Genomic DNA, 24,775 nt, shown 5'->3' with positions numbered 1-24,775 from the left:
GATTAAGCGTTGCCGGATGTTGGCGATAGGAACGCCAATTCAATCCCGGCATCATGCAGCGCTTTGCGATAGCGCTGCTCCATAGGCGTGGTGAAAATCAATTCGTCGCTCGCCGGGGCAACCATCCAGCCATCGCGTCCCAATTCGCTTTCCAACTGGCCGGGTTCCCAGCCGCAATAGCCCAGCGCCAAAAGCGCCTTTTCCGGGCCGTCGCCTTCAGCAATTGAGCGCAAAATATCCAAGGTGGTGGAAAGGCACATATTGTCAGCCACATTCATGGAGCTATCAACGGTTTGATAGTCAGGTGTGTGCAGCACAAAGCCGCGTCCAGTTTCAACAGGGCCACCCACCACAATTGGCTGTTGGTATGGGTCGGCATGGCCTTCCTCAACCTTGTCAGCCACTTTGATGTCGAACTGGGCCATCAAGTCAGCAAACTGCAAGTCGGGCATGCGCTTATTGACCACAAGCCCCATCGCGCCTTCTTCCTCGCTATGGGCGCACATATAGATCACGGTGTCCTTAAACCGTTCGTCTTCCATATCTGGCATGGCCACCAAGAGTTGGCCTTTAAGCGAAAAAGTCACTTGCTACACCTTTTGTTGGTTACTCGATTCTCGCTCCATCCATATGAATAAAAGCTTAACGGGTAAATGCGGTAAATCAAATATCGTTCACAAAGCTCTGATCAAGAGTGTCTTTCCCGCGCCACAAATCTGAGCTATTGAGCAGTTTATGAACTCAAAAACACCGATCATTCTTGCCCTTATTGCCGCCACAGCCGCACCCGCCAGCGCCGCCACTGGCCCATGGATTGATGTGGCACCCAGCGCCAAAATCCGTGTGCTCACTGCCGATGCTGTTGAGAACGGTAAAATGATGGCCGCGCTTGAGTTTCAATTGCGCGACGGCATGAAAACCTATTGGCGCGTGCCGGGCGAAAGTGGCATTCCGCTGACCGCCGATTGGGGCAAAAGCGAGAATGTTGAAACGGTCGAGTTTTTGTGGCCCATGCCCAAGCGGGCAATCACCAATGGCTATTTCGACTATGTGTATGACCACGACTTTGTTTTGCCATTTGAAATTCACCTTCCAGAACAAGCTGATGGTGAACTGCCCCATTTGGTCGGCAATCTGCTCATGGGTATTTGCGGCGAAATCTGCGTGCCTGTCACATTTCAAGTGGACCAATATTTGGATGTGGCCAAAAAGGACATCGCAGTGAGCTTCAAAATCGAAGCTGCGAAGGCCGATGTCCCAATTGTTGATGATCGCGAAAATGCTCCATTCCCAGCGGTTTATCTCGACAAAGCGCAAAATCAATTTGTTGTTCAACCGTCAGCCGACGGTCGAGAAAACCATTCATTAATCCTTGATTTACCACAGCAAAATCTTCTGTTTGATGTGCCTCAAAATGGCCCCGGTTCTCCCTTAATCACCATCAAAGCGCTAAAGGATGTGCCTTTAGATGCATTTGTGGGTTCAACCGCTCGGTTGACCTATTCCGGGGAACAGGGTGCCTTTGAACAATTGGTGCCCATTTTATCGATTGAAGCATTGGCTCAGTAGGGTAAAAGGCCTTATCTGAACATGTGAAAAATTGAGGGGACTTTATGGCTTTGGATATTGGTAGCAAAGCGCCATCGCAACAGGTGAAATTGGTCAATGCAGAGGGCGTGAAGGATGTTGACTTCGCCGATCTGGTGGCCGAAGGCACAACCGTTATTTTCGCGGTTCCAGGCGCATTCACCGCCACATGCCACCTCAATCATATGCCTGGCTATATTGGTTTGGCTGATCAATTTAAAGAAGCCGGTGTAGACCGTATTCTTTGCTTGTCCGTGAATGATCACTTCGTGATGCAGCACTGGGGCGAGCAAACAGGTGCCTTTGGATTTGTCGATTTGATTTCCGATGGCAACGCAGATTTGGCAAAAGCGCTAAAATTGGATAAAGATTTCTCTGCAGCAGGATTTGGCACGCGATATGTTCGCGCTAGCCTTTTGGTCAAAGATGGCGTAATTTCCCATGTGGAGATTGAAGCGCCGGGCGGCGAAGTTGTCGTTACAGGCGCACCACATATGTTGGATGTGGTTAAAAACAGCCAATAAAACGGTTGTACGGGGTTATTCGGGGGGCCTTCGGGTCGAAAAGTGAGAAGCATGTCAGTACGCGTATTTTCTGAGAAATTTCTAAAACCATCGCGCGTGGCTGGTGCCGCCATTTTGGCAGCGCTTGCCTTGTCAGGTTGCATGGGGTCATTCGCCGGTGGTGGATCATCTGATAGCAAATATATCAACCGCTCCGCGAGCGAGACAGAAATTGCAAGTTCTGCGCCGACAGCCTTGCCCATCATCGCCAGCGAATGCCCTGAAATTAAAATCCGTCCGGGTGGTGAAAGCTTTGCGCTCTATGCCAATGGCCGCAGTGGCGATCCAAAGGGTCTGCGCTATCAGGCGGTGATTGATAAGCAATCACGTAACTGCATTGTATCAAATGGCTTGATCACCGTGAAAATGGGTGTTGTTGGCCGCTTGTTGGCTGGTCCACAGGCAGGCTCAGGCGCAGTTAATGTGCCATTGCGCTTCGCTGTTGAGCGCGATGAAATGGCTGTATTCTCTCAAAAATACGATATCCCCATCACAATTACACCGCCAAACCAAGGCGAAGAGTTCGTGAAAGTCGTTGAAAACGTCGCGATTCCGTATGTTGGTGGCGAGCAGATCACCATTTGGGTTGGTTTTGATCCAAAAGGATAAGTGAATATTTGTTGACCTAGCAGAAATTGCTGCTAGGTTGACCACTGCAATGCGGGAGAGATTGGGCCTTTGAGCTCAACGCCGAAGGAGCAACCGCCCCGGAAACTCTCAGGCAACAGGGACCGCATGCACAACATAACTCTGGAAAGCGAGTTGGCTTAGAGTACTAAGTTAATTCCACCGAAGGGGGTAGCCGGAACGTCAGTTCCGGGAAATCTCTCAGGTTTACCCGACAGGGGGGGCGCCAGGCGACATAATTTGTCGCGATGCTGGCACTCGTCGGTTAAACAGTTGAGGGAATTATGGCAGGGGCGGAAACTTCCAATCTTTTGCAAACGCCATTGAACGACACCCATATCGCATGGGGTGGTCGCATGGTTGGTTTTGCGGGCTATGCAATGCCGGTTCAATATAAAGGCATTGTGGACGAACATAATCACACAAGAAATGAAGCATCGCTTTTTGATGTGTCGCACATGGGCCAAGTTGCCGTTAAAGGCGCTGACCATGAAACAGCGGCGCGCGCACTTGAAAGCTTGATGCCGGGTGATCTGGTTGGGCTGAAACCAGGTGAAATGCGCTACACGCTTTTGCTGAACGACAATGGCGGCATTGAGGATGATCTGATCGTCACACGGCCAGCCGAAGCGGGCACAGATGGCACATTGCTCATCGTGTTCAACGCTGGTCGTAAAGATCATGACGTGGCCATTTTGAAAGCCGCTCTGGGCGACAAACTGGACATCGACACATTCTTTGACAGCAAAGCCCTTCTGGCGCTGCAAGGCCCAAAGGCGGCTGACGTGCTGTCGCGCTATTGCGATTTGCCACAAAAACTAAGCTTCATGAACGCCGCTGCCGCCACCATTGAGGGCATTGATGTTTATGTGTCTCGCGCGGGTTACACTGGCGAAGATGGCTTTGAGCTTTCTGTTGCCAATGAAGACGCCGTGAAACTGGCTGAATTGCTGGTGAGCAATGACGAAGTTGAGCCTGCTGGCCTTGGCGCCCGCGATAGCTTGCGCCTTGAAGCAGGGCTTTGCCTCTATGGCCACGATATGGATGACCAGCGCGATCCAATCAGCGCAGGCCTTATCTTTGCCATTGGCAAAGGTCGCCGCGTTGAAGGCGGTTTCCCCGGCGCATCTAAAGTTCAAAAACTGATTGCTGATGGCGTGGCTGAAAAGCGCGTTGGCATTTTGTTTGAAGGCCGCATGCCCGTCCGTGAAGGCGCAGACATTGTTGACGAAAGCGGCAATCCAATTGGTAAAGTAACGTCAGGTACATTCGGCCCAACCATCGGTTCGCCGGTGGCCTTTGCCTATGTGCAGGCTGAAAAAGCGAAGATTGGCACGGAATTGACCGCCATTGTGCGCGGCAAGCCAGCCAAAGGCACCGTGACCAAGCTTCCATTCACACCAGCAAATTATGTGCGTCTCTAGTTCTTTAAGGGGGAAATGATGAGCGATACTAAATATACCGAAGATCACGAATATATCCGCGTTGAGGGCAACCAAGGCACCGTGGGCATCACCGATTATGCGCAAGGTCAGTTGGGCGATGTGGTGTTTGTGGACGTGCCAGAAGTTGGCGCCAAATTCTCAAAAGGTGACGAAGTTGCCGTTGTTGAATCAGTGAAAGCGGCGTCTGAAATCTACGCGCCAGTTTCCGGCACCATCGTGGCTGTGAACGAAACGTTGGCAGATGAGCCAGGCTTGGTGAACTCTGACCCAGTTGTAAATGGCTGGTTCTTCAAAATCGAAATTGATGACGCTGGCGAGCTTGAAGGCTTGCTCGACGAAAACGCCTATAAGGCGCACATCGACTAAACGAGGACAAATATGCGCTATCTTCCAAATAGTGATCAAGACAGACAGGTCATGCGCGATGCCATTGGCATCAAAAGCGATGACGAGCTGTTTGTACGCGTACCGAAAAAGGTTTTTGACACAGCCAAGCCTGACTTGCCTGATCATCAGCCAGAATTTGCCGTAGAGGCGCATATTCGCCAGCTTGCGGGCAAAAACCGCGCCGGTGGAGATGGTCCATTCTTCGTTGGGGCAGGGGCGTATCGCCACCATGTGCCCGCCAGCGTGGACCATTTGATCCAGCGGTCAGAGTTTTTGACCGCCTACACCCCATACCAGCCTGAAATTTCTCAGGGCACGCTGCAAATGCTGTTTGAATTTCAAACACAAGTGGCCAATTTGACAGGTATGGAAGTGGCCAACGCCTCGCTTTATGATGGCTCAACAGCCGCCATGGAAGCCGTGTTGATGGCCCGCCGTTTGAAAAAACGTGATGGTGTTGTTGTGTCAGGTGGTCTGCACCCGCAATATCGCGACACCATCGCCACTTATTTGGGCAAAGACCCTGCATTCAAATGCATGCAGGCTGACCCAACAGCGCAAGAAGACATTATTGCGCAGATTGACGACAGCACCGCATGCGTTGTGGTTCAGTCGCCAGACTTTTATGGCAATTTGCGCGATTTGCGCCCGATTGCCGAAGCTGCCCATGAAAAAGGCGCACTTTTGATCGCCGTGTTCACCGAAGTGGTGTCTCTCGGCGCAATCGAATCTCCCGGCGCACAAGGGGCGGACATTGTGGTTGGCGAAGGCCAATCCATCGGCAACCCACTCACTTTCGGTGGGCCTTATGTCGGTTTGATGGCCACTCGTCCAAACCTTGTGCGGCAAATGCCTGGCCGTGTGTGCGGTGAAACCGTAGACGCTGAAGGCAATCGTGGCTTTGTGCTCACGCTCTCCACCCGTGAGCAGCATATCCGCCGCGATAAAGCCACATCAAACATCTGCACCAACTCTGGCCTCTGCGCTTTGGCGTTCTCGATCCACATGTCTTTGCTGGGTCAAAAAGGTATTGAGCATTTGGCATTGTTGAACCACCAACAAGCGGTGAAAACGGCTGATGCTTTGAGCAAAATCGATGGCGTTGAAGTGCTGAACAGTCACTTCTTCAACGAGTTCACCGTGAAGCTGCCAAAAGCCGCTGCTCCTGTGGTTGAAGCATTGGCCGAGAAGAACATTCTCGCAGGTGTGCCTGTGTCACGCTTGGAGCCTGGCAAGAAAGATCTGGAAAATCTGTTGGTCATCGCGGCCACTGAATTGACCAGCGATGCAGATATTGACGCATTGACCAACGCTTTGAAGGAGGTCATCTGATGTTGAACAATCAAGGCCGTCCAACCGGCGTAGAAAATGTCGCTTCATCAAGCGCTGTAAATGGCGCAGCTTTGCTGCCATCTGAGCCATTGATCTTTGAAATCGGCACCAAAGAAAAATCTGGCGTGGATTTACCTGCGCTTGATCAAAAAGTTGGGTCAAAATTGGGTAGCTTTGCTCGCAAGTCAGACATTGATTTGCCAGCCCTGACCGAGCCGCAAGCCTTGCGCCACTATGTGCGTATTTCTCGTTTGAACTATTCAATCGATGCAGGCTTCTATCCGCTTGGCTCATGCACCATGAAGCACAACCCGCGCCTCAATGAAAAAATGGCACGCTTGCCAGGCATCGCGGATATTCACCCGCTGCAACCACAATCAACCGTGCAAGGCGCGATTGAATTGATGGAAGAGCTGGCCAATTGGTTGATGGAATTGACCGGCACCAAAGCCGTGTCCATGACGCCAAAAGCCGGTGCCCACGGTGAAATGTGCGGCATGATGGCCATCAAGGCAGCCCACGAAGCCAATGGCCAAGGCCACCGGAATATCGTGCTGGTGCCTGAAAGCGCCCACGGCACAAACCCGGCCACTGCGGCATTTTTGGGCTACAAAGTGAAGCCCATCAAAGCGCGTGAAGATGGCACGGTGGATGTGCAGGCCGTTAAAGACGCGTTGGATGAAACCGTTGCAGGCATCATGCTCACCAACCCAAACACATGTGGTTTGTTTGAGCCTGACGTGATCGAAATTGCCGATGCGGTGCACGAAGCCGGCGCCTATTTCTACTGCGATGGCGCCAACTTTAACGCCATTATGGGCGTTGTGCGTCCGGGCGATTTGGGCATCGACGCGATGCACATCAACTTGCACAAAACCTTCTCCACCCCACACGGTGGCGGTGGCCCAGGTGCTGGTCCTGTTGTGTTGTCTGACGCGTTGGCCCCTTATGCGCCTTTGCCTTATGCAAAGCGCGATGGTGACAAGCTCACCTTGGTGGAAAACAAAGGCGAAGGCAGTGATCATCTTGGTCGCTTGTCAGCATTCCATGGTCAAATGGGCATGTATGTCCGTGCGTTGACCTATATGCTGTCTCACGGTGTTGATGGTTTGGGTCGTGCAGCGCGTGATGCGGTGCTTAATGCCAACTACATCAAAGCCAAATTGTCAGACCTTTATCATGCGCCATATGGCGGCCAGCCTTGCATGCACGAAGTGTTGTTTGATGACAGCACCTTGAAAGGCACAGGCGTTTCAACGCTTGATTTGGCTAAGGCCATGATCGACGAGGGCTATCACCCCATGACCATGTATTTCCCATTGGTGGTACATGGCGCCATGTTGATCGAGCCGACAGAAAGCGAAAGCCTTCATACGCTTGATCAGTTTATCGGCACCATGCGCGAGCTGATGGAAGATGCAAAGGCAGGCAATGTGGAGCGTTTCACCAACGCCCCAATGAAAGCCCCAATGCGTCGCTTGGATGAAACCCGCGCGGCACGTGCGCCAATCCTCAAGTGGGAAGCGCCAGCGCAGCAAGAAGCGGCTGAATAATTTGAACCGCCCCACGGCATAGTCGTGGGGCGGTTTTTTCATCTCATTGGTGAGGTGGAAACACAGACAAAAGCGGTAAAACAATAACAAATAAATACCGCTTCATTAGGCGGTGGGTACTGCAGAACCCGCCGCCTTTTTATTGCTCCAATTGCCTTTCATCTTTCCCCCATGAACATCCGACCCGCCCGCCGCGAAGAACTTGAAGAGCTAAGCGCCCTGTGCCTCCGCGCCAAGGCCTATTGGCCATATGATGCTGCATTTATTGAAGCGTGTCGGGAAGAACTGACCATTACACAGGAACATCTCAGCCAACACACAATCATGGTCGGCGAGCAGAATGAGCGGGCGGCAGGTGTCCTTCGCTTAGATCGTCTAGGAGACGGGTTTGAGCTAGAGCTGTTATTCGTGGAGCCAGAGTTCATTGGCAAAGGCATCGGCCGCCTGTTGCTTGAATGGGGAACCGAATTTGCGCGCCAGCACAGCGCCAAATTCATCACAACCGTTGCAGATCCCCATGCAGAAGCGTTTTACGCTCATATGGGCTTTAAAACGACCGGAGAAGTCGCATCACAATCAATCCCCGGTCGCAAATTACCGCAAATGGAACTGACGCTCTAATGTTGCGTCGGCAAACAGAGTTGCCAAGACACGCCAAACTTGTCGCCGACCCATCCATAGCGTTTGGCAAAATCATATTCGCCCAAATTCATCATCACTTGCCCTTCTTTTGACAGTCGCTCATAGGCCAGATCAAGGCTCACCGGATCGTCAAAAAACACAAACAGAGAAAAGGAGGGGGTGAAGTCAAACGGTTGATCGATGGGACTATCGATCATCAACAGCTGATTATTGCCAAAAACCAAGTTGGCCGACTCGATGGTGCCGTCGTCGCGCGTGCGTTTATCGGTCACCGCCGCGGCGGGGATTGCACTGGTGTAATGGGCCAACGCGTCGCTTGCATTGCCTTTGAACATCAACATGGGATGCAACTTCATAAAAAACCTCTTCAATCAATATAGTTGCATTTTGCATGAATTTACCGTTGGCTTCAATAAGTGGTTGTGCGCTTTGTTGTTTCCAGCGAAATGCGGTGATACAGCTAAAAGAAAAAGAGGTTCACGTGCGCAAGATTTCAATTTTTCTCAGAGGCTTAAAAGCTGCCTTTGGTGATGAAACGGTCAAAACCATTCTTTCGATGACCATCGCCATAATCGTGCTTGCCGCACTCGTCTATATGTGGATCGAAGGCTGGGGTTTTATTGATGCGCTCTATTTCACAGTGATGACCATTTCAACCGTGGGCTATGGCGACATCACGCCAGAAACCCAGCTGGGTAAGCTCTTCACCATCGTCTATGTGATTTGCGGCATGGGCATCTTTGTTGCGTTGGTCACACGCATTGCCAACACGGTGCTGCGCCAATCTGTTGAAGAGTTTGAAGAGCTTGAGGAAAAGAAAGCCGAACGCCGTCAGCAAAAACATCTTCACTAGGGAAGGGAGCGTTTAAACGCTCCAATAAAAAACGGGCCCCAAAGGGCCCGCTTAATTTAAACCGTTAAGCTGATCTACGAACTTAGTTCAAGTTTGCAGAAACATCTTTGATTGCGGCGTCGATCAATGCGTCGCCTTTTTCAGCCATTTTTTCGGCCAAAACAATCTTTGCGGCTTCAACTGCGATATCCGCTGAACGGGCGCGCACATCAGCCAAAGCTTGTGCTTCAGCTTGGGCAATTTTCTCTTCAACCGCTTTTGTGCGGCGATTGATCAAATCGTCCAAAGATTTTTGCGCCTCATCCGTCATCCGATCCGCTTCAGCTTTAGCAGCTTCAACAATTTCGGCGGCTTCATCTTCAGCGGCTTTACGTTTGCGCTCATATTCAGCCAAAAGCGCCTGCGCTTCTTCGCGCAAACGTTTCGCTTCTTCCAACTCATCCGCGATTTGCTTGGATTTGTTATCAAGCGCCTCTGTCATCTTTTTGGGCACGCCCAAATAGGTGATCAGAGCCAAAAAGATCACAAGACCGATAAACGCCCAAAAGGTTGCATCTAATTCCATCTTGTTATCCTTTCACCACTTTGGCCACCGCGTCTTTCGCAGCTTTTTGTGCTGTGCGGCCAACAATGTTGGTCACAATAGCCAAAGCTGTTTCTGATGCGATTTCGTCAACATGGTCCATAGCGGCCTGTTTGGTTTCGCGGATATTGTTTTCGGCAACTGCCATTTTCTTTGCCAAATCGGCTTCCACTTTAGCGCGCTTCTCGTCGAGATCCGCACGGATTTGATCCCGTGTTTCCTCGGCAATATTGTGCGCTTTCTGTTTCGCGTCGGCCAATTCTGCTTCATATGATCTGATGGCTTGGTCGGTCTTTTGCTTCAACCGTTCTGCTTCGGCCAAATCCCCTTCAATGCGATCACGACGCACTTCAAGAATTTCACCAATGCGCGGCAAAGCCACCTTGCTCATCAAGATATAAAGCGCAGCAAATGTCAGTGCCAACCACAAGATTTGAGAGCCGAAGGTGCTGGAATCAAATGGTGGGAAAACACCAGATCCGCCATGATCTCCGCCATACGCCTCTGTGGTCGCATGGGTGCCATCACTTGTATTTGTACTGCTTGCCATGTGAATACCTGGTTTTTTTAAGTTGCCCCGAAAGGCAACAAACAGTGCATTAATGTGCCGAAAATTGGCAAAAATGCAATGAAAGGCAGCCCATATAGATCATCAGATCAGGGCTGCCTTAAACCTAAATTGAACGTTGATTAAACAACGAACAAAAGCAAAAGGGCAACGAGGAATGAGAAAATGCCCAAAGCTTCGGTCACAGCAAAGCCGAATACCAAGTTACCGAACTGGCTTTGAGCTGCTGATGGGTTGCGCAAAGCGCCTGACAAGAAGTTACCGAAGATGTTTGCCACACCCATAGCTGCACCCGCCATACCAAAGCATGCGATGCCGGCACCGATATATTTAGCTGCTTCTGCTTCCATTTTTAACTCCTATTGAAAAGCTGAATCAATTTTGTTTCTTGCCGACCTGACATTATGCCAGGCCAGTATTCTTTAAACTCGTTCGCCTTAGTGGCTCGGATGGATCGCGTCGTTGAGATACATCGAAGTCAAAAGGGCAAATACATATGCTTGCAGCGCTGCTACAAGAAACTCCAATGCGGTCAAGCCAACAGTCATAAACATTGGCAAGATCGCGCCGAATGCACCAACGGCACCCGCTGAACCCATGGTCACGATAAAGCCCGCAAACACTTTCAAAGTGATGTGGCCCGCCAACATGTTCGCAAACAAACGAACTGAAAGGCTGATCGGACGTGAAAGGAATGAGATCACTTCAATCGGAATAACGATTGGCAACAAATAGCCAGGCACACCCGCTGGGGCGAACAGCTTGAAAAAGCCCAAACCGTTTTTCCAAAAGCCGTAAACAAGCACAACAGAGATCACCAACAGCGCCAAAGCGAATGTCACGATGATGTGGCTAGTTACGGTGAAGAAATAAGGCACCATGCCCAACATGTTGGCGATCAAAACAAACATGAAAAGCGAAAATACGAATGGGAAGAACTTCATCCCTTCAGTGCCGGCGCTAGATCGCACCATATTGGCCACAAACTCATACATCATCTCAGAGAGAAGTTGCAGACGACCTGGCACCAAGCCACGGCCACGTGTGGTCAAAATCAAGAATGCAGAAATCAGAACTACGGTTGCAACCATGAACAAAGCAGAGTTGGTGAACGCGATTTCAAAACCGCCTGTTTCGCCTTCGCCTGCACCACCAATGGTGAAAATGTCCGTGATCTTAAACTGTTTAATTGGATCGTTTGCCACGCTCCAGCCCCTTGTCGCTATTTACCGTCCTCGTCCTCATCGTCCGATTCTGGGCCCATATCCATATCAGGTGTAATCACCGCGTCAGCATTCCATTGCGCGGTGACACGCACCACATTCAAAACACCGGCGGCAAACCCCACCAATACCATTACCAACAAGAGCCATGGCGTTGTGCCCAGCGCCTCATCGGCAAAATATCCAATTGCACTCCCCACAATGATCGCCGCAAAAAATTCGGTGCCCAATCGCGCCGCTTTTGCGTGTGTGGTCATGTGCTCACTGGTCTGAGAACCTTTTTGGTCAAATCCGCCCTTTTTACGTGCCGCCGAAATGCGGGCGCCAAGGTCAGATGTTGGCTGTTGGTTTTCCAAACCAGTCGAGTGCGACTTTTCAGTGCCATTTTTATCAGAATTGGGCATTCCACCAACCCGCCAAAACTGGCTCTTTTTGCGAAAAATTCGCACCCTACAAATTCGGGCGCACCATAGGGCTTTGCCTTTTTTGTGTCAAGATTTGGGCGTGTTAGTTAAGGTGTTGAAAATTATATGTAATTCGAAGTGTTGGAATCTTTTTGAAACGTCAAATTCCTCTCAAATTTAACTTTGGCCAACAATTCTCCTTAATTCAAAAACTGACGCGTTCAAGGATTCGAGAAAATCTTGCTTTTTGTACATATGTGTATAAAAAGAGCTTGAACTGAATTTGAGCTGAAAATGGCCCGTACTAAATCCTTTGACCTCATTGATGCTTATGATGTGCTGCTGGATATGTTTTGGCGAGAGGGTATTGCTGCCATGAGTGTGAAGCGTATGGCAGATCATCTCGGCCTAACCCGATCTAGCTTTTATAACGCGTTTGGCACACGCGACGCGCTGCTTAAAAATCTTGTTCTTTATTATGAAATGCAGTCGCCGCAAATTGCATTGGTTTTGGCAACCCGTCCCATTGATGTGCGCTTTCTGTTGAATGAACTTTTTCGCGAATTATGCGCTCAGCATGTAAGTAGTGAACGAAAAGGATGCTTGCTGACAAATTTGTCGGTGGAGTTGCGGGACGATGAACCCGATCTGCGCGACCTTGTTCAGCAAGTCAATCAAGACCGAATTGCGCGCTTGATAGAGATTTGTCGGTGGGCAGTTGAGGGGAAAGAATTACCCCGCGGCACCAATTGCGAAAAATTAGGTCATCAACTCTTTGCGCTTATTGAACAGATAAATTTGCTAGCGCGCAGTTTGCCGGATTTAGAGATGCTGGAAGAGCTTGCCTTATCGCAGTTGCGCCAATTGGGACTAGGGCCAAAAATTTAGCCCACATCTTCCAAGAAGCTCTCTGCAGTGGTCAAATCCACAGAGACCAAATTGGAAATGCCTTTTTCGGCCATCGTCACACCAAACAAGCGGTCCATCCGTGCCATGGTGATCGGGTTGTGGGTGATGGTCACGAACCGGGTGTCCGTTTTGTGCCGCATTGAATCCAGCAAATTGCAGAAGCGCTCCACATTGGCATCGTCCAATGGCGCGTCCACTTCGTCCAACACGCAAATAGGGGCAGGGTTGGTGAGGAACACCGCAAAGATCAGCGACATGGCCGTCAGTGCCTGCTCGCCACCAGAAAGCAATGTCATGGTTTGTGGCTTTTTGCCCGGTGGCCGCGCGATAATCTCTAGCCCTGCTTCTAGGGGATCATCACTTTCCACAAAGGTGAGTTCCGCCGTGCCGCCGCCAAACAATTGAGTGAACAAATCTTTGAAGTGATTATTCACTTTATCAAACGCTTCCGTTAGCCGTTGTCGGCCTTCGCGGTTTAGGTTCGAAATGCCCGTGCGCAGTTTGGCAATTGCCGCGATCAAATCTTCACGGTCCGTCACCATAATATCAAGCTGCTCTTCGGTCTCGGTTGCTTCTTGCTCTGCCCGCAGGTTCACGCCGCCCAACCGTTCACGCTCGCGCTTTAACCGTTCCAGCTTCGCATCAACCTTATCAAGTTCGGGCAGGGCATCTTCCGGCTTTAGTCCGGCAACCTCGGCAGTGCGGCTGGCTGGAATGTCCAGCGTTTCAGAAACCATTTGCTCAATTTGCATCCGCTGGCTGGCCAAAGACTTGAGGCGCTCTTCAATACGGGCAATTTCTTCACGCACTTTAGAAAGGGCGGAAAGGGCATCGCGCGCATCTTTATCTTCATTGCGCTGGCGCTCCATGGCCACGGCCACTTTGTCTGCCGCACGTCTTTGAGCGTGGGCAGCATCTTCAATCTGGTCTTCCAGCTTCGCGCGTTTTTCGCTGAACTGGTCGGGCGCACTCGCCAATTGTGCCAGTTGCTCGTCAATATCCGCCTTGCGCTTGGCCAACACGTCCAAGTGTGCCTGCGTGTCGTTCAAGCGGTTCTGCCACTTTTGCGTTTCGGCACCAATGCGCTCTAGCCGCTGTTTGCGCATCCGTGCTGCATTTTCAAATCCGGCCAACCGCATCCGCGCATCATTGGCCACGCGGCGTAGCTCAGCCAATTTCTGGTTTGCGGCCTCAATCTTTTGCGCCAAAGCGCTTTCATCTTCAATTTGTGCCAAGGCCGCTTCCGCATCGGCAACAGCAGCTTGCGCTTCATCATGGCTCGATTTGAGCCGAATTTCAGCTTCTTCCAGCGCGGACCGACGAGAAGTGAGGTCCACCAATCCCTTTTGCGCTGCATCCAGCGCGCCTTGAGCCACGTTGATCTGCCGTTGGGCGTCACGATAGGCTTGCCGCTTGGCTTGCTCGTCCTGCCGAGCTGCATTCAACTTGGTCGTCGCGTCCTGATGTTGCACGTCTAACTCTGCGGCGGCAGTCTTAGCTTTGGCCAAATCCGCCTCAATCTCCTGCAGCCTATTGCGCTGCGCTAGCCGTTGAGCCGCTGCGCTTGGCGCATCTGCCCGTGCCACAAATCCGTCCCAACGCCACAAATCGCCTTCCAGCGTCACAAGGGCTTGGCCCACTTGCAATTCATTATGCAGCGCCTTGCCTTGGGCAATGTCCACCAATCCAATTTGTTTGAGCCGCCGCGACACCAAAGTGCTGCCGGTCACAAATTGACTGAGCGGGGTCACGCCATCGGGCAAACTCGGGTCAGTCGTGCCCACTTCGGCACCTGCCCAATAGAGAGGGGCACCTGCATCCGAAGAAGCATCCAAATCATCGCCCAACGCCGCACCCAATGCAGTTTCATAACCGGGCGCCACTTGCAGGGCATCCACCACGGCGGGCCATAGCGATTTGTCATGCACATTGAGCATGTTGTGGATCGCGCGGGCTTCTGCTTCCAGCCGCGTCACTTCGCTTTTTGCGCCGTTGCGCGGCTCGGTCAGCGCATCCAAAGCCTGGCGGGATTGCTCAACCAGTGCCTCAGCTTGGTCAGCCGCTTGCTCACTGGCCGCCAGTTTTGTCCGGGCCTCATCCAGCTCGCGCTCGCGCAACTGAATGGTTTTATCTTCTTGCAATTTGGCGATAAGTTGCTGCGCTTCCTCGCGCACATCAGCCAATTGCTGCACCAGCTTTTGCGCCCGAACACGGGCATCATTTAAGCTGCGCTCGGTTTGGGCCTTGTGGGCGCGCAAATTGCTCAGCTTGTCGCGCTCGGCGCTCAAGCCTTTTTCAAACTCTTCGGTTTCAACGCTGGTGCGCTCGGCCTCTTGCTGGGCCGTTGCCATATCTTTTGCTTCAGCTTCTTCATCGGCCAGCAAACCCTTTTGCTCGTCGATCAGCCCCAGCAAAAACTCCTTGGCCTCTTTCACCTGCGCGTCATCGCGCTCCACATCGGCATTCACTTGCCGTGCACGGCCTTCCAGCTCAATGCGTCGATTTTTGGCACGGCGTGCGTCAGCCTCTAATTGCTCCAGCGCCATTTTAACCCGCTGCAAAGCTGCCGCTGCCTCGGCCTCAGCCTGCCGCAATGGTGTCAACTCGGCTTCAGATTGTTCCAGCTTCTGCCGTGCACCTAGTTCCACATGGGTCGCATCGGCCAGCAAATTCACCAACCGTTGATGCTCCGCCTGCGCTTCCTTCTCCGCCACCTTTGCGTTCACCCAGCGCAGGTGAAAAAGGGTCGCCTCAGCCTTGCGAATTTCGCCCGAAAGTCCGCGATAGCGCGTGGCTTGCCGCGCTTGTCGCTTTAAGTTCTCAAGCTGAGTGCTCACCTGGCCGATAATATCGTCAACGCGGTCAAGATTGTTTTCCGCCGCCCGCAGCCGCAGCTCTGCCTCATGACGGCGTGAGTGCAGGCCAGAAATGCCAGCCGCTTCTTCCAAGATCGCGCGGCGCTGCACGGGCTTTGCCGCAATCAGCTCGCCAATCTGCCCTTGGCGCACCAGCGCCGGGCTGTGCGCCCCGGTGGAGGCGTCCGCAAACAAAAGCTGCACATCGCGCGCCCGCACCTCGCGGCCATTCACGCGATAGACAGAGCCTTGCTCCCGCTCAATCCGGCGGGTCACTTCTAACTCATCATCTTTATTGAAAATGGCAGGGGCCGTGCGGTCTTTATTGTCCAGCACCAGGCTCACTTCTGCCGAGTTGCGCTGTGGGCGGTTGGATGAGCCGGAAAAAATCACGTCATCCATGCCCGAGGCACGCATATTCTTATAGGAGTTTTCCCCCATCACCCAACGCAAGGCTTCCACAAGGTTAGACTTGCCGCAGCCATTGGGGCCAACAATGCCGGTTAGGCCAGATTTGAGGTGAAGTTCGGTGGGGTCGGTAAAGCTTTTAAAACCGACAAGTTTGAGGCGCGAAAATTTCATCTCGCGCCTCTAATAAAGAAGTGCGAGGGTCTAAAGAAGTGGATCGATTTCTTCAGCCCAATTTTCAAGCGGAACTACCCCTTCAATCAGCTTGCCGTTCACGAAGAACGAAGGTGTCGCGCTCAGGTTAAACTCTTCAATCGCCTGGGTCCGCAACAATTCTAGTTCCTTAAAAAGCGCTTGGTTTGTCAAGCTGGCGTCGAAGGTTTCCTGTGTAAATCCGTTATTTAATGCAATTTCAGCAATTGCATCACGCGGCGTTTCGGAGGTTGCCCAGGTGCGTTGAGTCGCAAAGAACTTCGCCAGAATGTCGTAATAATCCACATTCACGCCTTCTTCTTCACTTGCAGCGAGCATGTAAACCACTGCATCGAGAATGTTGCGCACGAACGGACGCACCACAAAGCGGATCTTGCCGCTATCGACATATTGCTCTTTAAACTGCGGATAAACTGAGTTGTGGAACGTGCCACAGTGCGAGCAAGTGGGTGATGAATATTCAATCACAGTCACTTTTGCATCATCATTGCCGATCCAACGGTCTTTAAACGCCAATGGCTTCATCAAATCGCCAGTTGGGGCATATTCAGTTGGGGTTTCATTATCGGCTGTGTTCACTTCGCTTTTGTTGCCAGCTTGTGCATTGCCGTTATTGTTGTCGCACCCGGCCAGCAAAAAGGCACCGGCCCCAGCGCCAACCATCAGCATATGTCTGCGAGAAAGTTCCACGTTCCACTCTCCATCAATTGTTTGATGGCAACTTACACATAATAATGATGGCAGCAAGAGGGCAGGGCGCTATTGCCGTCCTGCCCCCACCTCACATTTGAGTGATATGCCGCTTATTTCCGCAGCAAATACACGCCAGCCCAGATAAACCAAACAATAAAGCCAAGCCCAAAGATCGAGCCGCCAATCTCTTCCGCGCCCGGGAGAAGCGTGGAGAGACCCGCGACACCAATCACCATGCCCCAAATATTGAGCGGCTTTTGCAATTGGTTCGACAAAAACGCGCCGAGCGAGATCACCAACACCCAAAAGCCCCCGGCCAATTCATTGCCGCCGCCAATGCCGTTTTCCACATGCGATAGCGCCAGCATCAAGGTCGCTGCGCCTTCGGGATCGTTCCCCGCCATGCTCGTCACCGCTTCCAGCGAGATGTTAGAAACCATGCCCGCGGCCAAAATCAGCCCGGCCCAGATGATGCCATAGGCAGACCCGATAGCCGCCAAAGTCGGCGCGCCGCCTTTCAACTGATCATAAAGCGCCACGGCCAACACCACCATGGCAAAGCTGTTCAAAATCCAAATCACAAAATTCCACACGGCAAGCGTGGTCTTGTTGTCGATCATAAATTGAACCTTGTCGGCCACTTCGCCTTCAAAATATCCGGCGGGGGCCAATACGGCGAGCAACAAGGCAAAGCCAAAAATATATGTGCCGCCAGCCACCAATCCGGCCCAGCCGCCGGCTTTTTGCAAATTCACATTCATCATTTTCATCCTGCAAAATTAACGTGGCTTGCACATAAGGTGCATTGGGCAGGGCGCAAATGACTTGAGAAATCATTTTATTGACCCCACATATCACCCGGCTAATATGTGGGCAAAGTGGGGGCACGGCGATGGAAAAAGGTAGCGTTTCAGCTGGTTATCTAAAATCAATCTTGGATTATGCGGTGGATAAGGGCGCATCCCGTTCCGCGCTATTGGCCGCTGTCGACTTGGATGATGCCATTTTCGCCGATGCGGATAACCGCGTGCCGATGGAAAAATTCCGCCGCATGATGCAGCTGGGCGCAGCGCACACCAACAATCCGGCCTTTTCGTTGGATTATTGTTGGGACATGCCCTTTGTCCGCACCTCCATTGTCGGGTTGATCGCTGAATCCACTGCCAATATGGGCGAAGCACTGGCGCAGCTCAACCGCTATGGTCAGTTGGTGGCCGAGGTGGATATCGGCACCGCAGGCAAACGCTTTGCTCTCGTGCCGGAGGGCAATGAATTGTGGCTGGAAGATACGCGGATTAACCCCAATGAGTTTCCCGAACTCACCGAAAGCACCTTTGGCCGATTCATCTGCGAGTTCCGCCGCCATTTCGGCGACACCCCTTTCGTCAAACGCATCAAGGTCACCCATGAGCGGCCCGCCCATTATAAAGATTATGACCGGGTGCTGCAGGCCCCGGTTGAATTCGCGGCAGACCGCAACGCCATGGAAATTGAAACCTCTTGGCTCACAGTAGAAACTGATTATGCGGACCGCTATGCCTTTGGTATTCTCTCCAAACATGCCGATGCATTGATGAAAGAGCTGGAAAGCAGCAAAACCATAAAGGGCAGGGCCGAAAGCATCATGATCCCCGTGCTACACACGGGCGAGCTGACCATGGATCAGGTGGCCGAAAAAATGGGTCTCTCCCGCCAAAGCCTTTATCGTGGCCTCAAAGCCGAAGGCATCTCCTTCGAACAATTGCGCGACGACCTCCGCCACAAAATGGCCTGCCACTATCTCGCCGAGAAAAAAGTCTCCGCCAACGAAACCGCCTACCTCGTCGGCTTCTCCGACCCCAGCGCCTTCTCCCGCGCCTTCAAACGCTGGACGGGACAGGCCCCGGGCTCGTGGCAGGCGGTGGGGTGAAGTCCACAAGCGACATAAAGATAAAAATCCCTATGTAATCATACCATTAGCCGTATGTATTTGCCCCTGCGTACCGATTAACCGAACGCACCATGCTGCTCAATTAAAGATGGAAGAGCCACCCGATTTGGCAACCGCCAAGCCGGATGAGCTTTTTTAAATTTACTTTATTGAGGTTATTATGACGGTTACAGGTCAAATTGATTTCTTCCCGGTTTCAATCGGGTCTCAGCATTTCAGCAATGTATTTGTGCGGATGGATGGCACAGGCGTTACGGAGCCAACGGGCCCCGGCGGTGGCGTGGTGAATTGCCAATATACCGCTGGCCCATGGGAAACTTTCGCGCTGGAGCGCAATGATGATGGCACATTCTCATTCCGCTCCATGGCGTTTCCAAACGTGTTCTTGCGCATGGATGGCACGGGCGTCGTTTCACCAACAGGGCCGGGCGGCGGCGTTGTGAACTGCCAATATACCGCAGGGCCTTGGGAGAAGTTCAAAATTTCAATTGTTGAATCCAGTGAAGCAAACGGCAACATTGTCACCATTGAATCCAATGCGTTCCCCAACGTGTTTTTGCGCCTCGATGGAACAGGCGTCACCAAACCAACAGGCCCAGGCGGCGGCGTTGTGAATTGCCAATACACGGCAGGCCCATGGGAGAAATTCCACCTCGGCGCACACTTAAATGACGCCATCGATAAGCTGGGTGAACTTTACCCGAGTTACGACAAGAGCCTTGATAAATATAATGAGTTGATCATCAAACACATTATCGAAGGCACAGCGCCGACAGATAGTGAAATTATGGAGCTTGAGGGGATTTTTGATATTGATCTCGCATCAACAAATGACACTCCAAGCTCCTGCCAATCTGCTGCAGCCCATATGATTGTTGATGGATTTGTCACGGCTATTGGTTTGATGGGGCTAAAGATTCCCGGAAAATCAACAATTGCCGAAAAATTGGCGTTGAAAATCGAAGTCGAGGGCATGAACGATTTCCGCGAAACGGTCTATAATTTCCGCAATGCCACAAGCAATTCGCAAAAAGCCTACCAATTCTTCAAAATGCTCAGCGACATCTACAATGGCAATTTCTTCCAGATTTTGTTGTCTTCCGTATCGTCTGCAATCACCAGCACTTGGGACAAAATCAAGTTTGCTGTCACGTTCGTCGCCCAGCTAATTGCATGGTTCGCCACAGAAGGGGTCGCATTTATCGCACAAGTCGTGCTTTTGGCCAGCGACTTGGCCGAACTTTATGAAGATGCGGGAAATGTCAAAACCTGCTGTTATGCCAAAAGCTAAGCTCTAGACCTTTTATCTCTCTCCCCTTGCCGGGGAGGGAGGTTTGGTAAGGTGCTAGAACTTGGCGCATCTCAAACCAAGTTTCCGCGCGTTATTGCAAGAGGAACTTCCGCAGCGTGAACATGAATCTGCCCCGCAATCCATCAAACCTGCCGCCCCTTAGAATGGCAAGCTTTGCACACCACAATCAACCATGCCCCACCACCGTCACCCTCGGGCTTGACCCGAGGGGCCATGAAGCACAAGCGAAACGGCACAAAGCCAATTCACCCACAAATCTGATCAAACAAATCATCCCAGAACGGATTAAGTTTCTGGATCAACTCAACCTTCCAAGCCCGCGACCAACGCTTCAAACCCTTCTCCCGTTGAATAGCCGCGCCAATCTCATCATGCGCCTCAAAATAAACCAATCGCTTCAACTCATTTGCCTTGGTAAAGCCGTCAACAAGACCTTCGCGATGTTCATAAACCCGCCGCACCAAGTCACTCGTCACGCCAACATAAAGCGTGCCGTTCATCTTGTTGCTCATGATGTAAACCCATCCACCCATGGCTAAACTCTGCCGCTACATGGATTACCGGGTCAAGCCCGGTAATGACGGGAGAATGTTTGGCAGAAATTTCTCAACCGCATTTGGATTTGGCACCACGCCAACCACGCCCCCTCACGCCGTCCCGGACTTGATCCGGGGCCAAGCAGCGCCAGCGCAACTCGAACTGCGCAAAACACCTCCCGCGTCATTGCAACACTTGATCTTGCAATCCAATTCACGTGTCGACAGTCTGAAGCGATATATTAGGGCGCTGCCATCCCACTACCCACCACCGTCACCCTCGGGCCTGACCCGAGGGTCCATGCAGCGCAAACCAAGACGCACTCCATTTTTGAATTACCTCGAAGATAGTCCAACTTGGATTCCCACCTACGCTAGAATGACTTTGTGTTTGTACGAAGCACCAACCAAACCTCCCACGTCACCCCGGACTCGATCCGGGGTCCAAGCAGCGCCAGAGCAATTCGCACTGATCAAAACATCCCCCGCGTTATTGCAAGACCAGCCTCGCGGCGTGAGCGTGAATCTGTCTTGCAAGCCATTTCACCTGTCGACAGTAAGAAACGGTACATGAGGGCACGGCATTCCATCCCACCACCGTCACCCTCGGGCCTGACCCGAGGGTCCATGCAGCGCAAACCAAGACGCACTCCATTATTGAATTACCGCGAAGATGGTTCAATCTGAATTGCCGCCTACGCGGAAATAACTTTGTGTTTGTACGAAGCACCAACCCAACCTCCCACGTCACCCCGGACTCGATCCGGGGGCGAAGCAGCGCTTGAGCAACTCATATTGCGCAAAACACCTCCAGTGTCATTGCAAGACTTGATCTTGCAATCCAAGTCACCTGTCGACAGTCAGAAGTGGTGCATTAGGGCGTTGGGGTTCTGCTGATTGAATTCCGAAACATGCTGAGTTGTCTCTACGAGCGCGTTGGTCATTTGGTCGATCAAAATTCGATAGAAAATTGACCAGCAAAGCCACTACAAGTCATTGTAATAACTGTTGGAAACTATAGATCTTTCTTGCCTGGGAGGGTATTGGTGCTATCATATAGTTATGAAGTTAATGAAATTTGCCATTCAAAATTATCGTTGTATTGATCGCTTCGAATTCAGAATTGACGCATTGGGCGACAAATCTGCCACCTTTGGGTTAGTTGGAGTAAATGAGGCGGGTAAGACAAGCATTCTAAAAGCTCTCGCCTTGAAAGATGGCTTGAGCGATCAATCGGGCCAGAAGCTGCCGTTGCAAAAAGACTTTGCAGATAGATTGAGAACTATAAGAGTTGAATATTTTTACGATATCAGTTCGGCGGAAATCGACGAGCTAATAGATACCTGCGGCCTTGAAGATTCTGGTAAAAGGTTTGATAAACGGCACCTTTCACAAGCAAAAATTACCGCATTTTTTGAATATAGCAATCCAGCGTCTCCAAAGTTTAAACTCGAATTTCCCAAATATCCCAAAAGCGATTTGAAAATGCATCTCGAAGAGGTGTTACTTGAAAAAATTATTGTGCGGATGCATTCGTCGGTATTTTGGACAGCGGAGCCACGTTTTCTTATTTCTAATGCAATTAATCTTTCAGAGTTCGCGGATAATCCAGAAGGTATTTCTATACCACTTAAGAATTCTTTTTTGTTAGCTGATATTGCGTCGGATGACTTCAAGAGAGAAATTGCTGCTGCTGCATCAGATTCGACTGAACTTGAGCACCTAGAAGAAAGGCTCTCTGAAGCGGTAACAAAACATATTAACACACGTTGGCCCGACCACCCAATTAGGATCACTTTCAAGATTAACGATGGAATGATTAATTTTCATGTCCGCGACACGAAGGTTGGCGGAAAGCCTAAAACAGCAGATCAACGAAGTGATGGTTTTAAGCAGTTCATTTCCTTTTTACTGACGATATCAGCTCAGCACACTAATGAAGAACTTACAGAAACAATTTTACTATTAGATGAACCTGAGACACACCTTCATCCGAAAGCCCAAGAGGATTTGCTTAGGGAGCTTATAAAAATCTCTTCAGGAGAGAGAAATAATATAGCGCTTTTTGCAACTCATTCGATTTTTATGATCGATCGACATGATTTAAGCCGAAATTTTAAGATCGCTAAAAGTAAAGAGCATACTGAGATAGGCAGATTCGATCCTATTTCATCTACTTTTGCAAGCGTTATTTATGATGTTTTTGATATCCCAAGCGAAGGTTATCATAGTCAGCTTTATTCACGTTTGCATGCTATGTATCAAGAAGAGGATGAAAGTGATGCTGCGAGAACCGGCATTTTAAATTTTGATGAGAATTATCTCGTTTCCGAGAAAAAGCTTAAGAAAGACAAGCCTTGGAAAGGTAAAAAAAATAGCTGTTCTTTGCCGACCTATATTCGGAATTGTGTAAATCATCCAGACAATGGAAATCAATACACTGAGAAAGAATTGATTGCGTCAATCCAGCAATTGAAATCATTTATAACCTAACCCCGCCCCTTCAGCCCCCGCCCAAGCTTCATCAGTGCCTCGCGCAGTTCCGCATCCTCAATCCCATCCAGCTCCGCATTCAGCTCTGCCTCAACCTTTGGCGTCAGCGGCCGTAACTGCGGCCTTGTATCCTCTTGCTGCTGCGGCAAAAAGGGGCGGCGGGAGGGTTTGATTTTATCCACAAGATAAAAGCCGAAATAGCGGTTGATCGCGCCTTTGATCATGTCGGTTTCGTGGGTGAAGGCGAGGGCGTAGATGGGGTCGACGCTCACGGTGAGCACAGCGCCTGCCGCGCCTTCCATTTGCCCGGAATGGGGCCATTTGAGCTGGTCGGGGATCACGGATTGATCAAACGGTTCGGGCACAATATGTGCCCAACGGGTCAGCAATTCGGCATTGGCAAAGCCGCGCTTTTGTGCCAGCGGTTCAATTGCGCGTTCGGCCAATTCAGAAATCGACATGGCGCGGTTGAAATGCTTATAGGCTCTGGTCTTTTTCTTCTCTGCCATCGGGTGCCCGTTCAAATATGTTGCGCACAAATGATGCTTTTGGCTTGAGCCAGCGGCGCAACGCAGTAGAGTGCCCATCATGCATGAAAAAATCTCAAAAACTAGGGGGAAAAACGCCCCCACTTTAGACGCGGAAGCGATGCTCAGCTGGTATGACCGCTCGGCCCGCACCCTGCCATGGCGCGTGGGGCCACAGGCGCGGGCAGAAGGGGTGTTGCCGAACCCTTATTTCGTCTGGCTGTCTGAGATTATGCTGCAGCAAACCACCGTGCCCACGGTGGGGAAATATTTCGCGGCGTTCACCAGCACGTGGCCCACCATCTTTGATCTGGCCGCCGCCCCGCGCGACGATGTGCTCAAAGCCTGGGCGGGCCTTGGCTATTATGCCCGCGCCCGCAATCTGCACGCCTGTGCCCAGGTGTTGGTAGACGAACATAACGGCATCTTCCCCGCCAGCGCCGAAGAATTGCAAAAACTGCCCGGCATCGGGCCCTACACTAGCGCCGCCATAGCCGCGATCTGCTTTGATGAGCAGGTGGCCGTGGTGGATGGCAATGTGGACCGGGTGGTGGCGCGCTATACCGCGCTGGACAAGCCGGTGCGCGACGAAAAGCCCTTTGTGCGCGAAGTGGTGGCGCGGTCGGTGCCCAAGCGGGCCGGGGACTTTGCCCAAAGCCTGATGGATTTGGGCGCCACCATCTGCGCCCCAAAACGCGCCAACTGCCTGATTTGCCCCATCGCTGAAAACTGCGCGGGCCGCCAGTCCGGCGCGCCGGAAAACTATCCAGTGGCCGCGCCGAAAAAGCCAAAGCCCCAGCGCTTTGGTCATGCCTTCGTGGTGCAAAACCAGCAGGGCGAAATCTTCCTGCGCCAGCGCCCGGAAAAAGGCCTGCTCGCCGCCATGACCGAAGTGCCCGGCAGCGAGTGGATTGGTGAGCGTACCGAACCCGAATTTCCATTCGTGGGCGATTGGCACAAGCGCGGCACCATCGACCATGTGTTCACCCATTTTGCCTTGGAGGTGACCGTCTGGTTCATCCAAAGCGACACGCCGCCAGCGGCAGAAGGGTGGTGGCAACCGGGTGAAACCGTCGCGGGCGAAGCCTTGCCCACCGCTTTCAAAAAAGTGCTGCAAAAGGCATTGAAATAG

The 24,775-nt window shown here is 51.6% G+C and carries 26 protein-coding genes and 1 riboswitch; of the genes, 14 read left to right on the top strand and 12 right to left on the bottom strand.

The genetic code is table 11. From position 1 onward, the window contains the following. Window positions 1-2 precede the first annotated feature (2 nt). Complete coding sequence (locus tag ATL17_RS09655) at window positions 3-587, bottom strand: YqgE/AlgH family protein (RefSeq protein ID WP_246028678.1); 585 nt, start codon at window positions 585-587, stop codon at window positions 3-5. 148 nt (window positions 588-735) lie between these two features. On the opposite strand from ATL17_RS09655, the gene ATL17_RS09650 reads away from it, so the two are divergent. The 8 genes from ATL17_RS09650 to ATL17_RS09615 all read left to right on the top strand — a co-directional run bounded on the left by ATL17_RS09650 (window position 736) and on the right by ATL17_RS09615 (window position 8,115). After that, a complete protein-coding gene (locus tag ATL17_RS09650; RefSeq protein WP_133572598.1) occupies window positions 736-1,569 on the top strand; it encodes a protein-disulfide reductase DsbD domain-containing protein in 834 nt (277 codons plus the stop codon). 44 nt (window positions 1,570-1,613) lie between these two features. Further along, complete coding sequence (locus ATL17_RS09645) at window positions 1,614-2,111, top strand: peroxiredoxin (protein WP_133572597.1); 498 nt, start codon at window positions 1,614-1,616, stop codon at window positions 2,109-2,111. Between the two features lie 51 nt (window positions 2,112-2,162). Continuing rightward, the gene (locus tag ATL17_RS09640) at window positions 2,163-2,759 is read left to right on the top strand and encodes a hypothetical protein (RefSeq protein ID WP_133572596.1); all 597 of its coding nucleotides are present in this window, start codon (window positions 2,163-2,165) and stop codon (window positions 2,757-2,759) included. A 42-nt stretch (window positions 2,760-2,801) separates the two neighbouring features. Beyond that, a riboswitch (glycine riboswitch) is annotated at window positions 2,802-2,894 on the top strand. 167 nt (window positions 2,895-3,061) lie between these two features. Further along, window positions 3,062-4,201, top strand: a complete 1,140-nt coding sequence (gcvT, locus tag ATL17_RS09635; protein WP_133572595.1) for a glycine cleavage system aminomethyltransferase GcvT — start codon at window positions 3,062-3,064, stop codon at window positions 4,199-4,201. Between the two features lie 18 nt (window positions 4,202-4,219). After that, a complete protein-coding gene (gene gcvH / locus ATL17_RS09630) occupies window positions 4,220-4,588 on the top strand; it encodes a glycine cleavage system protein GcvH (protein WP_133573151.1) in 369 nt (122 codons plus the stop codon). Between the two features lie 12 nt (window positions 4,589-4,600). Continuing rightward, on the top strand, window positions 4,601-5,941 hold the full coding sequence (gene gcvPA, locus ATL17_RS09625) for an aminomethyl-transferring glycine dehydrogenase subunit GcvPA (RefSeq protein WP_133572594.1): 1,341 nt from the start codon (window positions 4,601-4,603) through the stop codon (window positions 5,939-5,941). Next, complete coding sequence (gene gcvPB / locus ATL17_RS09620) at window positions 5,941-7,494, top strand: aminomethyl-transferring glycine dehydrogenase subunit GcvPB (protein ID WP_133572593.1); 1,554 nt, start codon at window positions 5,941-5,943, stop codon at window positions 7,492-7,494. Before gcvPA ends, gcvPB begins: the two co-directional genes overlap by 1 nt. A 171-nt stretch (window positions 7,495-7,665) precedes the next feature. Further along, entirely contained in the window at window positions 7,666-8,115 is a 450-nt protein-coding gene (locus ATL17_RS09615; protein ID WP_133572592.1) for a GNAT family N-acetyltransferase, read from the top strand. Here ATL17_RS09615 and ATL17_RS09610 read toward each other — a convergent pair. Continuing rightward, entirely contained in the window at window positions 8,112-8,492 is a 381-nt protein-coding gene (locus ATL17_RS09610; protein WP_133572591.1) for a VOC family protein, read from the bottom strand. The genes ATL17_RS09615 and ATL17_RS09610 overlap by 4 nt on opposite strands. A 125-nt stretch (window positions 8,493-8,617) precedes the next feature. Between ATL17_RS09610 and ATL17_RS09605 the strand changes: the two genes are divergently transcribed. Then, window positions 8,618-8,989, top strand: a complete 372-nt coding sequence (locus ATL17_RS09605; RefSeq protein WP_208111177.1) for a potassium channel family protein — start codon at window positions 8,618-8,620, stop codon at window positions 8,987-8,989. An 82-nt stretch (window positions 8,990-9,071) separates the two neighbouring features. On the opposite strand, the gene ATL17_RS09600 is transcribed toward ATL17_RS09605, so the two are convergent. From ATL17_RS09600 to ATL17_RS09580, 5 genes are all read right to left on the bottom strand, one after another. Further along, a complete protein-coding gene (locus tag ATL17_RS09600) occupies window positions 9,072-9,554 on the bottom strand; it encodes a F0F1 ATP synthase subunit B family protein (RefSeq protein ID WP_133572589.1) in 483 nt (160 codons plus the stop codon). A 4-nt stretch (window positions 9,555-9,558) separates the two neighbouring features. Continuing rightward, window positions 9,559-10,122, bottom strand: a complete 564-nt coding sequence (locus tag ATL17_RS09595) for a F0F1 ATP synthase subunit B (protein WP_133572588.1) — start codon at window positions 10,120-10,122, stop codon at window positions 9,559-9,561. 140 nt (window positions 10,123-10,262) lie between these two features. After that, window positions 10,263-10,490, bottom strand: a complete 228-nt coding sequence (locus ATL17_RS09590; RefSeq protein WP_133572587.1) for a F0F1 ATP synthase subunit C — start codon at window positions 10,488-10,490, stop codon at window positions 10,263-10,265. 87 nt (window positions 10,491-10,577) lie between these two features. Further along, window positions 10,578-11,345 (bottom strand): F0F1 ATP synthase subunit A, encoded by a 768-nt coding sequence (locus ATL17_RS09585; RefSeq protein ID WP_133572586.1) that lies wholly within the window; start codon window positions 11,343-11,345, stop codon window positions 10,578-10,580. Window positions 11,346-11,362: 17 nt separating this feature from the next. Further along, a complete protein-coding gene (locus ATL17_RS09580; RefSeq protein ID WP_133572585.1) occupies window positions 11,363-11,767 on the bottom strand; it encodes an AtpZ/AtpI family protein in 405 nt (134 codons plus the stop codon). A gap of 294 nt (window positions 11,768-12,061) precedes the next feature. Here ATL17_RS09580 and ATL17_RS09575 point away from each other — a divergent pair, with 294 nt between their 5' ends. Continuing rightward, on the top strand, window positions 12,062-12,655 hold the full coding sequence (locus tag ATL17_RS09575; protein ID WP_133572584.1) for a TetR/AcrR family transcriptional regulator: 594 nt from the start codon (window positions 12,062-12,064) through the stop codon (window positions 12,653-12,655). Here ATL17_RS09575 and smc read toward each other — a convergent pair. The 3 genes from smc to ATL17_RS09560 all read right to left on the bottom strand — a co-directional run bounded on the left by smc (window position 12,652) and on the right by ATL17_RS09560 (window position 17,609). Beyond that, a complete protein-coding gene (smc, locus tag ATL17_RS09570; protein ID WP_133572583.1) occupies window positions 12,652-16,113 on the bottom strand; it encodes a chromosome segregation protein SMC in 3,462 nt (1,153 codons plus the stop codon). The genes ATL17_RS09575 and smc overlap by 4 nt on opposite strands. A 30-nt stretch (window positions 16,114-16,143) precedes the next feature. Next, window positions 16,144-16,842 (bottom strand): thioredoxin domain-containing protein, encoded by a 699-nt coding sequence (locus ATL17_RS09565; protein WP_133572582.1) that lies wholly within the window; start codon window positions 16,840-16,842, stop codon window positions 16,144-16,146. Between the two features lie 113 nt (window positions 16,843-16,955). Further along, window positions 16,956-17,609 carry a DUF4386 family protein gene (locus ATL17_RS09560; protein WP_166638986.1) on the bottom strand — a complete coding sequence of 218 codons (654 nt, stop codon included), beginning with the start codon at window positions 17,607-17,609 and terminating at the stop codon, window positions 16,956-16,958. 128 nt (window positions 17,610-17,737) lie between these two features. On the opposite strand from ATL17_RS09560, the gene ATL17_RS09555 reads away from it, so the two are divergent. Continuing rightward, complete coding sequence (locus ATL17_RS09555) at window positions 17,738-18,754, top strand: AraC family transcriptional regulator (RefSeq protein ID WP_133572580.1); 1,017 nt, start codon at window positions 17,738-17,740, stop codon at window positions 18,752-18,754. A 181-nt stretch (window positions 18,755-18,935) separates the two neighbouring features. Next, on the top strand, window positions 18,936-20,066 hold the full coding sequence (locus ATL17_RS16995) for a fascin domain-containing protein (protein ID WP_208111176.1): 1,131 nt from the start codon (window positions 18,936-18,938) through the stop codon (window positions 20,064-20,066). A gap of 266 nt (window positions 20,067-20,332) precedes the next feature. Here the strand turns inward: ATL17_RS16995 and ATL17_RS09545 are convergent, their stop codons facing one another. Further along, window positions 20,333-20,620 carry a GIY-YIG nuclease family protein gene (locus tag ATL17_RS09545; protein ID WP_133572579.1) on the bottom strand — a complete coding sequence of 96 codons (288 nt, stop codon included), beginning with the start codon at window positions 20,618-20,620 and terminating at the stop codon, window positions 20,333-20,335. Between the two features lie 1,074 nt (window positions 20,621-21,694). On the opposite strand from ATL17_RS09545, the gene ATL17_RS09540 reads away from it, so the two are divergent. Beyond that, window positions 21,695-23,116 carry an ATP-dependent nuclease gene (locus ATL17_RS09540; protein WP_166638985.1) on the top strand — a complete coding sequence of 474 codons (1,422 nt, stop codon included), beginning with the start codon at window positions 21,695-21,697 and terminating at the stop codon, window positions 23,114-23,116. Here ATL17_RS09540 and ATL17_RS09535 read toward each other — a convergent pair. Beyond that, on the bottom strand, window positions 23,113-23,706 hold the full coding sequence (locus ATL17_RS09535; RefSeq protein ID WP_133572577.1) for a DUF721 domain-containing protein: 594 nt from the start codon (window positions 23,704-23,706) through the stop codon (window positions 23,113-23,115). The two genes, ATL17_RS09540 and ATL17_RS09535, sit on opposite strands and share 4 nt — an antisense overlap. Here ATL17_RS09535 and mutY point away from each other — a divergent pair. Further along, window positions 23,705-24,775: an A/G-specific adenine glycosylase gene (gene mutY / locus ATL17_RS09530; RefSeq protein WP_133572576.1), complete on the top strand. Its 1,071-nt coding sequence runs from the start codon at window positions 23,705-23,707 to the stop codon at window positions 24,773-24,775. The genes ATL17_RS09535 and mutY overlap by 2 nt on opposite strands.

Source organism: Maritalea mobilis, assembly GCF_004363175.1.
In the GTDB taxonomy this organism is placed as follows: domain Bacteria; phylum Pseudomonadota; class Alphaproteobacteria; order Rhizobiales; family Devosiaceae; genus Maritalea; species Maritalea mobilis.
The sequence above is the reverse complement of the archived record's forward strand: the minus strand, read 5'-3'. Positions and strand labels throughout refer to the sequence as shown.

Excerpts from the sequence above, each read along its gene's own strand:
- ATL17_RS09595 (WP_133572588.1), bottom strand. The coding sequence starts at position 10,122 with ATGGCAAGCAGTACAAATACAAGTGATGGCACCCATGCGACCACAGAG.
- ATL17_RS09545 (WP_133572579.1), bottom strand. The coding sequence starts at position 20,620 with ATGGGTGGATGGGTTTACATCATGAGCAACAAGATGAACGGCACGCTT.
- gcvH (WP_133573151.1), top strand. The coding sequence starts at position 4,220 with ATGAGCGATACTAAATATACCGAAGATCACGAATATATCCGCGTTGAG.
- ATL17_RS09535 (WP_133572577.1), bottom strand. The coding sequence starts at position 23,706 with ATGATGGGCACTCTACTGCGTTGCGCCGCTGGCTCAAGCCAAAAGCAT.
- ATL17_RS09560 (WP_166638986.1), bottom strand. The coding sequence starts at position 17,609 with ATGATGAATGTGAATTTGCAAAAAGCCGGCGGCTGGGCCGGATTGGTG.
- ATL17_RS09645 (WP_133572597.1), top strand. The coding sequence starts at position 1,614 with ATGGCTTTGGATATTGGTAGCAAAGCGCCATCGCAACAGGTGAAATTG.
- mutY (WP_133572576.1), top strand. The coding sequence starts at position 23,705 with ATGCATGAAAAAATCTCAAAAACTAGGGGGAAAAACGCCCCCACTTTA.
- gcvPA (WP_133572594.1), top strand. The coding sequence starts at position 4,601 with ATGCGCTATCTTCCAAATAGTGATCAAGACAGACAGGTCATGCGCGAT.
- ATL17_RS09555 (WP_133572580.1), top strand. The coding sequence starts at position 17,738 with ATGGAAAAAGGTAGCGTTTCAGCTGGTTATCTAAAATCAATCTTGGAT.
- gcvPB (WP_133572593.1), top strand. The coding sequence starts at position 5,941 with ATGTTGAACAATCAAGGCCGTCCAACCGGCGTAGAAAATGTCGCTTCA.
- ATL17_RS09590 (WP_133572587.1), bottom strand. The coding sequence starts at position 10,490 with ATGGAAGCAGAAGCAGCTAAATATATCGGTGCCGGCATCGCATGCTTT.
- ATL17_RS09610 (WP_133572591.1), bottom strand. The coding sequence starts at position 8,492 with ATGAAGTTGCATCCCATGTTGATGTTCAAAGGCAATGCAAGCGACGCG.
- ATL17_RS09575 (WP_133572584.1), top strand. The coding sequence starts at position 12,062 with ATGGCCCGTACTAAATCCTTTGACCTCATTGATGCTTATGATGTGCTG.
- ATL17_RS09580 (WP_133572585.1), bottom strand. The coding sequence starts at position 11,767 with ATGCCCAATTCTGATAAAAATGGCACTGAAAAGTCGCACTCGACTGGT.
- ATL17_RS09600 (WP_133572589.1), bottom strand. The coding sequence starts at position 9,554 with ATGGAATTAGATGCAACCTTTTGGGCGTTTATCGGTCTTGTGATCTTT.
- ATL17_RS09540 (WP_166638985.1), top strand. The coding sequence starts at position 21,695 with ATGAAATTTGCCATTCAAAATTATCGTTGTATTGATCGCTTCGAATTC.
- ATL17_RS09650 (WP_133572598.1), top strand. The coding sequence starts at position 736 with ATGAACTCAAAAACACCGATCATTCTTGCCCTTATTGCCGCCACAGCC.
- ATL17_RS09640 (WP_133572596.1), top strand. The coding sequence starts at position 2,163 with ATGTCAGTACGCGTATTTTCTGAGAAATTTCTAAAACCATCGCGCGTG.
- ATL17_RS09615 (WP_133572592.1), top strand. The coding sequence starts at position 7,666 with ATGAACATCCGACCCGCCCGCCGCGAAGAACTTGAAGAGCTAAGCGCC.
- ATL17_RS16995 (WP_208111176.1), top strand. The coding sequence starts at position 18,936 with ATGACGGTTACAGGTCAAATTGATTTCTTCCCGGTTTCAATCGGGTCT.
- gcvT (WP_133572595.1), top strand. The coding sequence starts at position 3,062 with ATGGCAGGGGCGGAAACTTCCAATCTTTTGCAAACGCCATTGAACGAC.
- smc (WP_133572583.1), bottom strand. The coding sequence starts at position 16,113 with ATGAAATTTTCGCGCCTCAAACTTGTCGGTTTTAAAAGCTTTACCGAC.